The 13,304-nt window shown below is 43.2% G+C and carries 15 protein-coding genes; 13 read left to right on the top strand and 2 right to left on the bottom strand.

Annotated features, from left to right (window positions below):
- Positions 1-8 precede the first annotated feature (8 nt).
- Together GOM48_RS03000 and GOM48_RS03005 are read left to right on the top strand one after the other, a co-directional pair.
- Positions 9-1,019, top strand: coding sequence for an ABC transporter substrate-binding protein (locus tag GOM48_RS03000; RefSeq protein WP_235098278.1), 1,011 nt, complete (start codon positions 9-11; stop codon positions 1,017-1,019).
- Positions 1,000-1,692: an alpha/beta hydrolase-fold protein gene (locus tag GOM48_RS03005; RefSeq protein WP_235098280.1), complete on the top strand. Its 693-nt coding sequence runs from the start codon at positions 1,000-1,002 to the stop codon at positions 1,690-1,692. Before GOM48_RS03000 ends, GOM48_RS03005 begins: the two co-directional genes overlap by 20 nt.
- Positions 1,693-1,734: 42 nt before the next feature.
- On the opposite strand, the gene GOM48_RS03010 is transcribed toward GOM48_RS03005, so the two are convergent.
- Positions 1,735-2,484 carry a lysophospholipid acyltransferase family protein gene (locus GOM48_RS03010; protein ID WP_132973819.1) on the bottom strand — a complete coding sequence of 250 codons (750 nt, stop codon included), beginning with the start codon at positions 2,482-2,484 and terminating at the stop codon, positions 1,735-1,737.
- A gap of 132 nt (positions 2,485-2,616) precedes the next feature.
- Between GOM48_RS03010 and GOM48_RS03015 the strand changes: the two genes are divergently transcribed.
- The 6 genes from GOM48_RS03015 to GOM48_RS03040 all read left to right on the top strand — a co-directional run bounded on the left by GOM48_RS03015 (position 2,617) and on the right by GOM48_RS03040 (position 9,724).
- Entirely contained in the window at positions 2,617-4,953 is a 2,337-nt protein-coding gene (locus tag GOM48_RS03015; protein ID WP_235098282.1) for a cation-translocating P-type ATPase, read from the top strand.
- Positions 4,954-5,054: 101 nt separating this feature from the next.
- Positions 5,055-5,732 carry a tRNA (adenine(22)-N(1))-methyltransferase gene (locus GOM48_RS03020; RefSeq protein ID WP_235098284.1) on the top strand — a complete coding sequence of 226 codons (678 nt, stop codon included), beginning with the start codon at positions 5,055-5,057 and terminating at the stop codon, positions 5,730-5,732.
- Positions 5,719-6,516 (top strand): Nif3-like dinuclear metal center hexameric protein, encoded by a 798-nt coding sequence (locus GOM48_RS03025; protein ID WP_235098287.1) that lies wholly within the window; start codon positions 5,719-5,721, stop codon positions 6,514-6,516. Before GOM48_RS03020 ends, GOM48_RS03025 begins: the two co-directional genes overlap by 14 nt.
- Before the next feature lie 16 nt (positions 6,517-6,532).
- Entirely contained in the window at positions 6,533-7,636 is a 1,104-nt protein-coding gene (locus GOM48_RS03030) for an NAD(P)/FAD-dependent oxidoreductase (protein ID WP_235098289.1), read from the top strand.
- Between the two features lie 101 nt (positions 7,637-7,737).
- Positions 7,738-8,757 carry a UDP-glucose 4-epimerase GalE gene (galE, locus tag GOM48_RS03035; RefSeq protein WP_235098291.1) on the top strand — a complete coding sequence of 340 codons (1,020 nt, stop codon included), beginning with the start codon at positions 7,738-7,740 and terminating at the stop codon, positions 8,755-8,757.
- Positions 8,741-9,724: a glycosyltransferase family 2 protein gene (locus GOM48_RS03040; RefSeq protein ID WP_235098292.1), complete on the top strand. Its 984-nt coding sequence runs from the start codon at positions 8,741-8,743 to the stop codon at positions 9,722-9,724. Before galE ends, GOM48_RS03040 begins: the two co-directional genes overlap by 17 nt.
- A 75-nt stretch (positions 9,725-9,799) precedes the next feature.
- Here the strand turns inward: GOM48_RS03040 and GOM48_RS03045 are convergent, their stop codons facing one another.
- Positions 9,800-10,003, bottom strand: a complete 204-nt coding sequence (locus GOM48_RS03045) for a ferredoxin (RefSeq protein WP_002874767.1) — start codon at positions 10,001-10,003, stop codon at positions 9,800-9,802.
- Between the two features lie 45 nt (positions 10,004-10,048).
- On the opposite strand from GOM48_RS03045, the gene GOM48_RS03050 reads away from it, so the two are divergent.
- The 5 genes from GOM48_RS03050 to clpX all read left to right on the top strand — a co-directional run bounded on the left by GOM48_RS03050 (position 10,049) and on the right by clpX (position 13,298).
- On the top strand, positions 10,049-10,555 hold the full coding sequence (locus GOM48_RS03050) for an SAG1386/EF1546 family surface-associated protein (RefSeq protein WP_235098294.1): 507 nt from the start codon (positions 10,049-10,051) through the stop codon (positions 10,553-10,555).
- Positions 10,556-10,564: 9 nt separating this feature from the next.
- Positions 10,565-11,239 carry a (d)CMP kinase gene (gene cmk, locus GOM48_RS03055; RefSeq protein ID WP_235098296.1) on the top strand — a complete coding sequence of 225 codons (675 nt, stop codon included), beginning with the start codon at positions 10,565-10,567 and terminating at the stop codon, positions 11,237-11,239.
- Positions 11,240-11,357: 118 nt separating this feature from the next.
- On the top strand, positions 11,358-11,864 hold the full coding sequence (locus GOM48_RS03060) for a dihydrofolate reductase (protein WP_235098298.1): 507 nt from the start codon (positions 11,358-11,360) through the stop codon (positions 11,862-11,864).
- Entirely contained in the window at positions 11,864-12,034 is a 171-nt protein-coding gene (locus GOM48_RS03065; protein ID WP_000442255.1) for a hypothetical protein, read from the top strand. The genes GOM48_RS03060 and GOM48_RS03065 overlap by 1 nt, the downstream gene beginning before the upstream one ends.
- Before the next feature lie 31 nt (positions 12,035-12,065).
- The gene (gene clpX / locus GOM48_RS03070; protein ID WP_235098301.1) at positions 12,066-13,298 is read left to right on the top strand and encodes an ATP-dependent Clp protease ATP-binding subunit ClpX; all 1,233 of its coding nucleotides are present in this window, start codon (positions 12,066-12,068) and stop codon (positions 13,296-13,298) included.
- Positions 13,299-13,304 lie beyond the last annotated feature (6 nt).

Below are 13,304 nucleotides of genomic sequence, written 5' to 3' on the forward strand. Positions count from 1 at the left end.
AAAACAAGATGAAAAAAACACTAAGCATTTTACTGGTAACAGTAGCTACCCTAACCATGGCAGCTTGTGGTAATACTACTACAGAAAAAGCTACCACACAGTCTAGCACAGAAACAAGTCAGAAGGCCAGCACAGAGACGACTTATCCGTTAACGGTCAAGACCTATGACGCTAAGGGAAATGAAGTCGAACAAGTCTTTGACAAGGCACCTGAAAAAGTTATCACCAACAATCTTTCAACCACTGAAATTTTGTTGGAGTTAGGCTTGAAGGATAAAATTGCTGGCATGCTCAACCCTGACAATGCTGTGACGGACAAATACAAGGACGCGATTGCGACGATTCCTCAAATTGGGGATAAAAAAACAGTCTCTCAAGAGACAGTCCTTTCTTATGAGCCAGATGCTGTGATGGGTCGAAACATGATGTTTTCTGAAAAATCCTTGGGAACAGTTAGCACTTGGAATGAAAACAAAATCCCAGTCTATACGCAAAAAGCTTCTCTCTCAACGATTCAGCAAGATTTGGGAAATATCGTAGAAGACGTTAAAAATTTTGGAATGATTTTTAATGTGCAGGACAAGGCCAATGAATACGCAGCCCAATTACAAGCTAAAATTGACGCTGTTAAGAAAGCAAACCCAGCAAGCCAAGGTGAAAAGAAAAAGGCTTTGATTATGGTTGCTTATAATGACGAAACCTTTGGTGCTTACAAGTCTGCTTTGCAAGAAAGCTTGTTGAATCAACTTGGTTATACCAACGTTGCAACGGGAACATCAGGCTTGACCTTGGAAAATCTCGTGTCAATGGATCCTGAGTTGATTATTTATGTGACTAGCGACCGCAATAAAAAATTGGATGCCAACGCAGTAGAGTTGATGAAGAAAAATGCTGTTTTGGAAAATGTTCCTGCAATTAAGAATCAAAAAATCATGACCATTTCTTACGATGAGTTGATGGATTATGGTCCAGCAGTGATTGATTCCCTTGAGAAAATCAATGACTTTGTCAATAAATAATGAGTTTGATTGGGAAGGGATCCAAGTCAAGGTCAGCCTTCCTTCGACCTATGACCCCAATCAAACCTATCCAGCTATCCTCTTGAATGATGGAAACTTGGATTTCCTATCTTCACTTTCAGAATCTGTGATTTTAGTTGGTTTGACCTCTAAACATCGCCTAGATGACTACACTCCATGGAAGGCATCTGCTCTGAGAGATGGGGCTCCAGATTTTGGCGGTCAGGCAAATGCCTATCATGGTCATTTATTTGGAGGTCTTTTAGATAAGTTGCAGTCACTTTATCGTCTGGACAAAAATCGCCTTGCTTATGGAGGATACTCACTAGGTGGTTTGGTGGCAGTATACAGTCTTTTCAGCTTTGACAAGGTCTCCTGTGTCTTCTCTATCTGTGGTTCCTTTTGGTATCCTGATTTTGTGACTTATTGTAAGGAAGAAAAGGTGAAAAATTTGGACTGTTTACTGTATTTACAGAATGGACAAACAGAAGGAGCCCATCATAGTAATCGTCTGGCTCAAGCGCCAGTTTATGCTGAGGAAATCCATACTAGTCTTCAGCAATGCTATCCGACTGGTCGGTTTGTCTTTGATCCCTATGGGCATCATGAGCAAGTGGCTGAGCGATTTCTAGCCTTTTCCAGTTGGTTGGTCCAAAAATGGAAAATCAAATAAAAGAATTATCCCTTGGCAAAAGCCAAGGGATAATTGTATTTTTTAACCAAGAGCCTCTCTCTTCTTATCTGGATTCCAGATAAAGCTTGCGATAAAGCTAAAGATAATCGTTAGGATACCAACAAACACTGCAAGGATAAGGGCAGGGATGCGGATAAACCACCAGAGTGGATTTGGTTTTTTATCATTGTGCCATTGCTTGGTTTCTTCGTCCAAACGTTGGAATTCTGCTTGGATACGATCTGCAACCATTTCGATTCCTTCATCATTCATTTTCTTGATGTCCGAGATATCGATAGGATTTCCAAAGTTCATATCGACACGTTCACGGCTAATCAAGCCTTTCAAGTTCATGGGACCGGTGTAGGTAACAGGCATGATACGAACCTTGGCCATTTTGGCAATCAAGGCAACTCCACCCTTGACATCGTTTGAGTGACGGCTCCCACTTGGAAACATGATGAGAGAGCGGTCGCTTTTTTTGAGGACGTTGATAGGGTACTTGATGGCAGAGGCGTTAGGTTTTTCCCGGTCGATAGGAAAGGCGCCACACATACGGATCCACCAGCCAAAGATACGGTTGTTAAACAGCTCTTTTTTGGCCATAAAGATGAACTGTTTTGGCTTGGTCGCAAAGGCCATGTAAACAGGATCCCACCAGGTACGGTGAGGTGCGACGAGGATATAGTTTTCGTCTCGGCTAGGGATTTTATCAGTATTGTGATAGTGGGCATTGCCATTGATGGACCACAAGATCAGCATGACTAGTCCACGCAAATAAGTATAAAACATGAGATCTCCTTCGATTGTATTGCTTTTATTATTATACATTATCAAAAGACTACTGGCAAACTTTTTCAGTTATCAGCCCACAGTTTTAGATGGGATTAGAATTCTTTTAAAAAAAATGATATGATAGAGTTTATGGATAAAAATAAGATAATGGGATTAACCCAAAGAGAAGTCAAGGAAAGACAGGCTCAAGGTTTGGTCAATGACTTTACCGCTTCGGCCAGTACCAGTACTTGGCAAATCATCAAACGAAATGTTTTTACACTTTTTAACGCATTAAACTTTGTTATTGCCCTAGCGCTTGCCTTTGTACAGGCTTGGAGCAATTTGGTTTTCTTTGCCGTTATTTGCTTTAACGCTTTTTCTGGGATTGTGACTGAGCTGCGAGCCAAACACATGGTGGACAAGCTCAATCTCATGACCAAGGAAAAGGTCAAAACCATTCGTGATGGTCAAGAAGTTGCTCTCAATCCAGAAGAGTTGGTTCTAGGAGATGTTATTCGTTTGTCTGCGGGAGAGCAGATTCCTAGTGATGCGCGGGTTTTAGAAGGATTTGCAGAAGTCAATGAAGCCATGTTGACGGGGGAGAGTGATTTGGTGCAAAAGGAAGTGGATGCCTTGCTTTTATCAGGGAGTTTCCTAGCCAGTGGCGCAGTTTTGGCTCAAGTCCACCATGTCGGGGCAGACAACTATGCTGCCAAACTCATGTTGGAAGCTAAGACAGTGAAACCAATCAACTCCCGTATCATGAAATCGCTGGACAAGCTAGCTGGTTTTACTGGGAAGATTATCATTCCCTTTGGTCTTGCTCTCTTGCTAGAAGCCTTTATTTTAAAAGGCTTACCCCTCAAGTCATCCGTAGTAAATTCGTCAACAGCCCTTTTGGGTATGTTGCCCAAGGGAATTGCCCTTTTAACCATCACTTCGCTCTTAACAGCTGTGATCAAACTGGGTTTGAAAAAGGTCTTGGTGCAGGAGATGTACTCTGTTGAGACCTTGGCGCGCGTGGATATGCTCTGTCTGGACAAGACAGGCACCATCACCCAAGGAAAGATGCAGGTGGAGGCGGTTCTTCCTCTGACGGAAACGTATGATGACGAGGCTATTGCCAGCATTTTGACCAGCTATATAGCTCATAGTGAGGATAAAAATCCAACAGCCCAAGCCATTCGCCAGCGTTTTCAAAGACAGGTTGCCTATCCTATGCTCTCGAATCTTCCCTTCTCTAGCGACCGCAAGTGGGGTGCAATGGAATTGGAAGGTCTGGGAACGGTTTTCCTAGGGGCACCTGAGATGTTGCTTGACTCTGAAGTCCCTGAAGCCAGAGAGGCCTTGGAGAGAGGGTCACGAGTCTTGGTCTTAGCCCTCAGTCAGGAAAAACTAGACCATCACAAACCACAGAAACCATCTGATATTCAGGCTCTGGCCTTGCTGGAGATTTTGGACCCCATTCGAGAAGGAGCAGCTGAGACGCTAGACTATCTCCGTTCTCAGGAAGTGGGACTCAAGATTATCTCTGGTGACAATCCCGTTACAGTGTCCAGTATTGCCCAGAAAGCTGGTTTTGCCGACTATCACAGCTATGTAGATTGCTCAAAAATTACGGATGAGGAATTGATTGCTATGGCTGAGGGAACAGCTATTTTCGGGCGTGTTTCCCCTCATCAAAAGAAACTCATCATCCAAACGCTGAAAAAAGCGGGTCATACAACGGCTATGACAGGGGACGGGGTCAATGATATCCTGGCTCTTCGTGAGGCGGATTGTTCTATCGTGATGGCTGAGGGGGATCCTGCGACTCGTCAGATTGCCAATCTGGTTCTTTTGAACTCAGACTTTAATGATGTTCCTGAGATTCTCTTTGAAGGCCGTCGCGTAGTCAATAACATCGCCCATATCGCACCGATTTTCTTGATTAAGACCATTTATTCCTTTTTGCTTGCGGTGATTTGTATTGCTAGTGTTTTACTAGGGCGGTCTGAGTGGATCTTGATTTTCCCTTTCATTCCGATTCAGATTACCATGATCGACCAGTTTGTGGAAGGGTTCCCACCATTCGTTCTGACTTTTGAGCGAAATATCAAACCTGTTGAACCAAACTTCCTCAGAAAATCCATGCTTCGTGCCCTACCAAGCGCACTGATGGTTGTGTTCAGCGTTCTTTTTGTGAAACTATTTGGAAGTAGTCAAGGTTGGTCTGAGATAGAAATCTCAACCCTACTCTATTATCTCCTTGGGTCTATCGGTTTCTTATCCGTATTTAGAGCTTGCATGCCATTTACCCTCTGGCGTGTCCTCTTGGTTGTCTGGTCAGTAGGTGGTTTCCTAGCCACAGCTCTTTTCCCAATGATTCAAAAGCTACTTGAAATTTCGACCTTAACTGAACAAACGTTGCCTGTCTATGGGGTTATGATGTTGGTATTTACTGTGATTTTCATTCTAACCAGTCGCTACCAAGTTAAAAAATAAAGAAAGACTGCAATCTGTGGATTGCGGTCTTTTTAGGTGCAAGATTGCTAGCTGAAATGTGGTATAATAAGAGGTAATAGAGTTTTGGAAAGCGAGAGAAGATGATTTCAAAGAGATTAGAATTGGTGGCGTCCTTTGTGCCACAAGGTGCCATTTTACTAGATGTGGGGAGTGACCATGCTTATCTGCCGATCGAGTTAGTCGAGAGAGGCCAAATCAAAAGCGCCATTGCAGGTGAGGTGGTGGAAGGCCCCTACCAGTCAGCGGTGAAAAATGTTGAGACTCACGGTCTAAAGGAGAAAATTCAGGTTCGTTTAGCCAATGGCTTGGCAGCATTTGAGGAGGTAGACCAAGTCTCGGTTATCACCATTGCTGGTATGGGAGGCCGTTTGATTGCTACCATATTGGAAGAAGGTTTGGAAAAGCTAGCTAATGTAGAACGTTTGATCCTCCAGCCCAATAATCGTGAAGACGACTTGCGCATTTGGTTACAAGAGTACGGATTTCAGATTGTAGCAGAAAGCATCCTAGAAGAGGCTGGCAAGTTTTATGAAATTCTAGTGGTGGAAGCTGGACAAATGAATCTATCAGCTAGTGATGTTCGCTTTGGACCCTTCTTGTCCAAAGAAGTCAGCCCAGTCTTTATCAAAAAATGGCAAAAAGAATCTACTAAGCTAGAATTTGCCCTCGGACAAATCCCAGAGAAAAATCGAGAAGAACGTCAAGTTCTAGTAGATAAAATTCAAGCCATCAAGGAGGTACTCCATGCTAGCAAGTGAAGTGATACAAGCTTATGAAGCCTTTTGCCCTCAGGAATTTTCCATGGAGGGTGACAGTCGTGGCCTGCAAATCGGTACTTTGGACAAGGATATTCAAAGGGTTATGGTTGCCCTCGACATTCGAGAAGAGACGGTGGCAGAGGCTATTGAAAAGGGTGTGGATTTGATTATCGTTAAGCACGCGCCAATTTTCCGTCCGATTAAGGATTTGGTAGCCAGCCGTCCACAAAATCAGATTTACATTGATTTGATTAAGCATGACATTGCCGTTTATGTCAGTCACACCAATATTGACATCGTTGAGAATGGTCTCAATGACTGGTTCTGCCAGATGCTAGGAATCGAGGAGACCACTTATCTTCAGGAGACAGGTCCTGAACGTGGAATTGGACGGATTGGGAATATTCAGCCTCAGACCTTTGGGGAATTGGCCCAGCATGTCAAGCAAGTCTTTGGTCTAGATAGCCTTCGCATGGTCCATTATCAAGAGAGTGATTTGCAGAAGCCTATTTCAAGAGTAGCCATCTGTGGTGGTAGCGGGCAGTCTTTCTATAAGGATGCTTTAGCTAAGGGAGCAGATGTCTACATCACTGGGGATATCTACTATCATACAGCTCAGGATATGCTTTCTGATGGCCTACTGGCATTGGATCCAGGACATTATATCGAAGTGCTTTTTGTGGAAAAAACCGCTGCACTCCTTACTCAATGGAAGGCAGAGAAGGGCTGGGGCATTGATATTTTGCCTAGTCAAGCATCGACCAATCCTTTCCACCATATCTAGTTAGGAAGTGAAGACAATGAAAAAAGTTGCCATTATTGGAGCAGGGATTGTAGGGGCAACTGCTGCCTACTACCTCTCTAGAGAAGCTGACTTAGAGATAACCGTTTTTGATCATGGACAGGGTCAGGCTACCAAGGCAGCAGCGGGAATTATCAGTCCTTGGTTTTCCAAACGCCGTAATAAAGCTTGGTACAAGATGGCGCGCTTGGGAGCTGACTTTTATGTGGGTTTGTTGGCTGATTTAGAAAAGTCTGGTCAGGAAATCGACTTTTATCAACGCTCAGGAGTTTTTCTCTTGAAAAAGGACGAATCCAAGTTGGAAGAACTCTATGAACTAGCTCTTCAGCGTAGGGAAGAATCTCCCTTGATAGGCCAGTTAGCTATTCTGGATCAAGCGTCTGCAAATGAATTATTTCCTGGCTTGCAGGGATTCGACCGCCTGATCTACGCTTCTGGTGGGGCACGGGTGGATGGCCAGCTCTTAGTGACTCGTTTGCTAGAAGCCAGTCAGGTCAAGCTGGTCAAAGAAAAAGTGAGTCTGACACCTTTAGCATCCGGTTACCAGATTGGTGAAGAGATGTTTGATCAGGTTATTTTGGCGACAGGAGCTTGGTTGGGGGATATTTTAGAACCTTTAGGATATGAGGTAGATGTTCGTCCCCAAAAAGGACAACTCCGAGATTATCAGCTCTCCAAAGACCTAGCATCTTACCCTGTTGTCATGCCAGAAAGGGAGTGGGATTTGATTCCTTTTGCAGATGAGAAATTGTCCCTAGGTGCTACCCATGAAAATGATATGGGATTTGACTTGACGGTGGATGAACCCTTGCTTCAACAAATGGAGGAAGCAGCCTTGCCATACTACCCAGCCTTGGCTGAAGCTACTATAAGAGGTGAGCGAGTAGGAATCCGAGCCTATACCAGTGATTTCTCCCCTTTCTTTGGACAGGTGCCAGGTTTAGCAGGTGTCTATGCGGCTAGTGGACTAGGTTCATCAGGTCTCACAACTGGGCCTATCATTGGTTACCACTTAGCTCAACTGATCCAAGACAAGGAGTTGACCTTGGACCCAGTAAATTATCCAATCGCAAACTATGTCAAACGAGTAAAAAGAGAATAGAATTTTACTGAAATTTTAGCCTACCCTCTAGGATGGCAAATGACATTCCCTATCAAAAATGATAAAATAAGAAAAAATAATCCGAGAATCGAGGAAAAAAGATGCAAGAAAAGATTTTGGTAACTGGCGGTGCCGGATTTATCGGAACCCACACTGTTATTGAATTGATCCAAGCAGGTCATCAAGTCGTTGTGGTGGATAATCTTGTCAACAGCAATCGTAAGAGTTTAGAAGTTGTTGAAAAAATTACAGGAGTTGAGATCCCTTTCTATGAGGCAGATATCCGTGACACAGATACTCTCAGAGATATTTTCAAGCAGGAAGAGCCGACTGGTGTCATTCACTTTGCTGGTTTGAAGGCTGTTGGCGAATCAACACGTATCCCTCTAACCTACTATGACAACAATATCGCTGGAACTGTCAGCCTTTTGAAAGCCATGGAAGAGAACAACTGTAAGAACATCATCTTCAGTTCTTCTGCGACTGTTTACGGTGATCCTCATACAGTGCCAATCCTAGAAGATTTCCCACTTTCAGTGACCAATCCATACGGTCGTACCAAGCTCATGTTAGAGGAAATTTTGACGGATATCTACAAGGCAGACTCAGAATGGAATGTGGTCTTGCTGCGTTACTTCAACCCAATCGGAGCACATGAGAGCGGTGACTTGGGAGAAAATCCTAACGGAATTCCAAACAATCTCTTGCCTTATGTTTCACAAGTAGCAGTGGGCAAACTAGAACAAGTACAAGTTTTCGGTGATGACTATGAAACTGAGGACGGAACTGGTGTTCGTGACTATATCCACGTTGTGGACCTAGCCAAAGGTCACGTTGCAGCTCTACAAAAGATCCAAAAAGGTTCAGGCCTTAATATTTACAACCTTGGAACAGGTAAAGGCTATTCAGTTCTTGAAATTATCCAAAACATGGAAAAAGCGGTGGGACGTCCTATTCCATACCGCATCGTAGAACGCCGCCCAGGTGATATTGCTGCCTGCTACTCAGACCCTGCAAAAGCTAAAGCAGAACTGGGTTGGGAAGCAGAACTCGACATCACCCAAATGTGTGAAGACGCATGGCGTTGGCAAAGCAAGCATCCAAATGGATTTGAAGACTAAGATCATGATTTCAATCATTGTCCCATGTTTAAACGAAGAGGAAGTACTTCCTCTTTTTTATCAGTCTGTTGAAGCACTGCTTCCAGAATTGGGAGCAGAGATCGAGTATGTCTTTGTGGATGACGGGTCTAGCGACGGGACCTTAGACTTGCTAAAGGCCTATCGGATGCAAAATCCTGCGGTACATTACATTTCTTTCTCGCGAAATTTTGGGAAAGAAGCAGCTCTGTATGCAGGCTTGCAGCATGCAACTGGAGACCTGGTGGTCGTGATGGATGCAGACCTTCAGGATCCTCCAAGTATGCTACTTGAGATGAAAGCCTTACTAGACCAAAATGCAGATATAGACTGTGTTGGGACACGGAGAACTAGTCGGGAGGGAGAACCCTTTTTCCGTAGTTTCTGTGCGGACCTCTTTTACCGCCTCATGAAAAAAATTAGCCCAGTGGCTCTACCCTCAGGTGTCCGTGATTTTCGCATGATGAGAAGGTCTGTGGTAGATGCTATTTTGACCCTGACCGAGTCCAATCGTTTTTCTAAAGGACTCTTTGCCTGGGTGGGTTTTAAAACGCACTATCTGGACTATCCAAACGTTGAACGACAGGCTGGCAAGACCAGTTGGAGTTTTAGACAACTCTTTTTCTACTCGATTGAAGGGATTCTTAACTTTTCAGATTTCCCCTTGAGTATAGCCTTTGTAGCGGGACTCCTATCTTGTTTTCTTTCTTTTGTGATGACATTTTTTGTAGTGTTTCGGACTCTTATCTTGGGAAATCCGACATCTGGTTGGACGTCTTTGATGGCTGTCATTCTCTTTCTTGGAGGCATTCAACTCCTGACGATTGGGATTCTCGGCAAGTATATCAGTAAGATTTATCTAGAGACCAAAAAAAGACCACTCTATCTCGTCAAAGAAAAAAGTGACCTTTCTATTATTGAAGGAAAAAATAACCAAAAAAGACTATAATTTTACCTAGAAATATGCTAAACTAATAAGTGTGGGAAAAATGAGAAAAAATCAATTATATTTATTCCCTGCTTCCTACGATGGATCTTTTAGGAGTGCACGTGTAGGACAATTTTTGATGGCCTCCAGAACATCGCTGGTCTCAGCGATTTCTCTTTGCAATTCGACTGGATCATCGTAAAATCGAACAATTCCATTATCATGGTAATCAAAGAGTTCAGAATAGGTTTGGCAAAGCCCGCAGGCGATGCACCGTTCGGGTATAAGTGTGACTTTCATATTTATATTGTAATAAGAAAATGTAAAAAAAACAAGGAGTAAGGTATGGAAAAAGAACCGTGGCAAGAAGATATCTACGAAAACAATGAGGAAGAAACAAGATCAGAGCGTCGACACCGGAAACAAAAAGGGAAAGGCGTTGTTGCGAATCGTGTCTTGACGGTTCTAGCTAGCCTCTTCTTTGTAATCGTTGTAGCGATGGTAGTTGTATTGATTTACCTATCAACCGGTGGAAGCAATCGTACTTCATCTTTGAAGGATTTCTATGATGCATCGTCTCCTTCTACAAGTGCAAGTTCTAAAGTGGAAGAATCATCATCTTCAAGTAGCAAGGTAGAGGAAACAGCTTCTTCTGAAACAACTCCGTCAGAAAGTAGCTCTGAAGAGCACACCGACGGTGAAGGAACAATTACTGTTCAGCCAGGAGAGGGTGAAGCAGCTCTTGCACAACGTGCAGGGATTTCCATTGCCCAGTTGGAAGCTTTGAATCCTTCTCATATGTCATCGGGCTCTTGGTTTGCTAACCCAGGTGATGTCATCAAGACAAGATAGGAGTCGGAAATGAAGACAATTCAAATTGCTATTGATGGTCCTGCTTCCAGTGGTAAGAGTACGGTCGCAAAGATCGTCGCAAAAGATTTTGGCTACACTTATCTCGACACGGGAGCTATGTACCGTGCGGCTACCTATATGGCCATCAAACACCAAGTAGATGCTGAAACTGTAGACCAACTTCTTCATCTCCTAGACCAACACCCCATTAGTTTTGGGCGTTCAGAGGCAGGTGAACAACTTGTCTTTGTTGGTGATGTAGATATTACTCATCCTATCCGTGAAAATGAAGTGACCAACAAGGTTTCAAGTATTGCGGCTATTCCAGAAGTGCGTGAGAAACTGGTCTCTCTCCAACAGAAGATTGCCCAGCAAGGTGGCATTGTCATGGATGGACGTGATATCGGGACAGTTGTTTTACCACAAGCTGAACTCAAGATTTTCCTAGTAGCATCTGTTGAAGAAAGAGCAGAGCGTCGTTACAAGGAAAATATTGCTAAAGGTATTGAGACAGATCTGGAAACTCTGAAAGAAGAGATTGCGGCGCGTGACTACAAGGATAGTCATCGTGAGACCTCGCCTCTCAAACAGGCTGAGGACGCAGTTTACCTTGACACAACTGGACTAAGTATCCAGGAAGTGGTCGAAAAAATCGAATCAGAAGCAAAAAAATATATGTCCTAGGGACAAGAGGAGCAGGCTAAATGAAGCCTGCTCCTTTTCTCTCTTTTGCGCGCGTTTCAAAACAGCCTTTTTGGGAGAATTTTGATAAAATAGTAGTATCAATAAAAAGGACGGAAGCATGACAAAGAAAATCGTAGCCATTTGGGCTCAAGATGAAAAAGGTGTGATTGGTAAAGAAGACCGTCTTCCTTGGCATTTGCCAGCAGAGTTAAAACATTTTAAAGAAACAACCTTGAATCATGCCATCTTGATGGGGCGTGTAACCTTTGATGGAATGGGACGACGTTTGCTTCCAGGACGTGAGACCCTGATTTTGACGCGCAACCCTGAAGAGTCAATTGAGGGTGTTCTGGTTTTCCAAAATGTTGAGGACGTTTTAGACTGGTATCAGAACCAGGATAAAAATCTTTATATCCTTGGTGGCAAGCAGATTTTTCAGCTTTTTGAACCTTACTTAGATGAGATTATTGTGACACAAATTCATGCTCAAGTTGAAGGGGATACCTATTTCCCAGAAGATTTTGACTTGACTGTTTTTGAGACTCTTGCAAGCAAATCTTATAGCAAAGATGAGAAAAATGCATTTGATTTTACCATCGAATATAGAAAGAGAAAGGAAGTCTAATGGAGCGTAGTATTTTTGGATTTTTTACAGCTCTTTTGTGTGCTGTCTGTCTTGTAGCTGGAACACACGCTTTTCGTAAAAAGCGCTTTGGACTTGCTACTCTACTCTGGCTTAATGCCTTTACAAACTTGGTGAATAGCATTCATGCTTTTTATATGACCTTATTTTAGATAGAATGAATAGTTAGAACGGAAGGGAATCATGCCTACAAATAGGAAAAATGATATGATGGTTTATTGCTCATTTTGTGGCAAAAGCCAAGAAGAAGTTAAAAAAATAATCGCTGGAAACAACGCCTTTATCTGTAATGAGTGTGTGGAGTTAGCCCAGGAAATCATTCGTGAAGAGTTAGCTGAGGAAGTCTTGGCAGACTTGTCTGAGGTGCCAAAACCAATCGAACTCTTAAACATCTTGAACCACTATGTGATTGGTCAAGATCGTGCTAAACGTGCCTTGGCAGTAGCTGTATATAATCACTACAAACGCATCAATTTCCATGACACTCGTGAAGAGTCAGAAGATGTGGATTTGCAAAAATCAAACATTTTGATGATTGGTCCAACTGGTTCAGGGAAGACTTTCCTTGCTCAAACCCTTGCTAGAAGTTTGAATGTACCATTTGCTATTGCTGATGCAACGGCTCTTACTGAGGCGGGTTATGTAGGTGAGGACGTGGAAAATATCCTCCTCAAACTCTTGCAGGCAGCTGACTTTAACATCGAACGTGCAGAACGTGGAATTATCTATGTGGATGAGATTGACAAGATTGCTAAGAAGAGCGAAAATGTTTCTATCACACGTGATGTTTCTGGTGAAGGGGTGCAACAAGCCCTCCTCAAGATTATCGAAGGAACTGTAGCTAGCGTCCCTCCTCAAGGCGGACGTAAACATCCACAACAAGAAATGATTCAAGTGGATACCAAGAATATCCTCTTCATCGTGGGTGGTGCCTTCGATGGCATTGAAGAAATTGTCAAACAGCGTTTGGGAGAAAAAGTCATTGGTTTTGGACAAAATAACAAGGCTATTGACGAAAACAGTTCTTACATGCAAGAGATCATCGCAGAAGACATTCAAAAATTCGGTATTATTCCTGAATTAATTGGACGCTTGCCTGTCTTTGCAGCCTTGGAGCAGTTGACTGTAGATGATTTGGTTCGCATCTTGAAGGAACCAAGAAATGCCTTGGTTAAACAATATCAGACCTTACTTTCTTATGATGATGTTGAGTTGGAATTTGAAGATGAAGCCCTTCAAGAAATCGCCAATAAGGCTATCGAACGCAAAACTGGTGCGCGTGGTCTTCGGTCTATTATCGAAGAAACCATGCTAGATGTTATGTTTGAAGTACCGAGTCAGGAAAATGTGAAATTGGTCCGCATCACAAAAGAAGCTGTTGATGGAACGGAAAAACCCATTCTAGAAACAGCCTAGAGGTGA

Source organism: Streptococcus oralis, from assembly GCF_021497885.1.
Taxonomy (GTDB): domain Bacteria; phylum Bacillota; class Bacilli; order Lactobacillales; family Streptococcaceae; genus Streptococcus; species Streptococcus oralis_BQ.

Bases quoted from the DNA above. Each gene is read 5' to 3' on its own strand.
- GOM48_RS03050 (WP_235098294.1), top strand. From the start codon at position 10,049: ATGGAAAAAGAACCGTGGCAAGAAGATATCTACGAAAACAATGAGGAA.
- GOM48_RS03000 (WP_235098278.1), top strand. From the start codon at position 9: ATGAAAAAAACACTAAGCATTTTACTGGTAACAGTAGCTACCCTAACC.
- GOM48_RS03045 (WP_002874767.1), bottom strand. From the start codon at position 10,003: ATGAAAGTCACACTTATACCCGAACGGTGCATCGCCTGCGGGCTTTGC.
- clpX (WP_235098301.1), top strand. From the start codon at position 12,066: ATGCCTACAAATAGGAAAAATGATATGATGGTTTATTGCTCATTTTGT.
- galE (WP_235098291.1), top strand. From the start codon at position 7,738: ATGCAAGAAAAGATTTTGGTAACTGGCGGTGCCGGATTTATCGGAACC.
- GOM48_RS03005 (WP_235098280.1), top strand. From the start codon at position 1,000: ATGACTTTGTCAATAAATAATGAGTTTGATTGGGAAGGGATCCAAGTC.
- GOM48_RS03065 (WP_000442255.1), top strand. From the start codon at position 11,864: ATGGAGCGTAGTATTTTTGGATTTTTTACAGCTCTTTTGTGTGCTGTC.
- cmk (WP_235098296.1), top strand. From the start codon at position 10,565: ATGAAGACAATTCAAATTGCTATTGATGGTCCTGCTTCCAGTGGTAAG.
- GOM48_RS03015 (WP_235098282.1), top strand. From the start codon at position 2,617: ATGGATAAAAATAAGATAATGGGATTAACCCAAAGAGAAGTCAAGGAA.
- GOM48_RS03040 (WP_235098292.1), top strand. From the start codon at position 8,741: ATGGATTTGAAGACTAAGATCATGATTTCAATCATTGTCCCATGTTTA.
- GOM48_RS03025 (WP_235098287.1), top strand. From the start codon at position 5,719: ATGCTAGCAAGTGAAGTGATACAAGCTTATGAAGCCTTTTGCCCTCAG.
- GOM48_RS03010 (WP_132973819.1), bottom strand. From the start codon at position 2,484: ATGTTTTATACTTATTTGCGTGGACTAGTCATGCTGATCTTGTGGTCC.
- GOM48_RS03030 (WP_235098289.1), top strand. From the start codon at position 6,533: ATGAAAAAAGTTGCCATTATTGGAGCAGGGATTGTAGGGGCAACTGCT.
- GOM48_RS03060 (WP_235098298.1), top strand. From the start codon at position 11,358: ATGACAAAGAAAATCGTAGCCATTTGGGCTCAAGATGAAAAAGGTGTG.
- GOM48_RS03020 (WP_235098284.1), top strand. From the start codon at position 5,055: ATGATTTCAAAGAGATTAGAATTGGTGGCGTCCTTTGTGCCACAAGGT.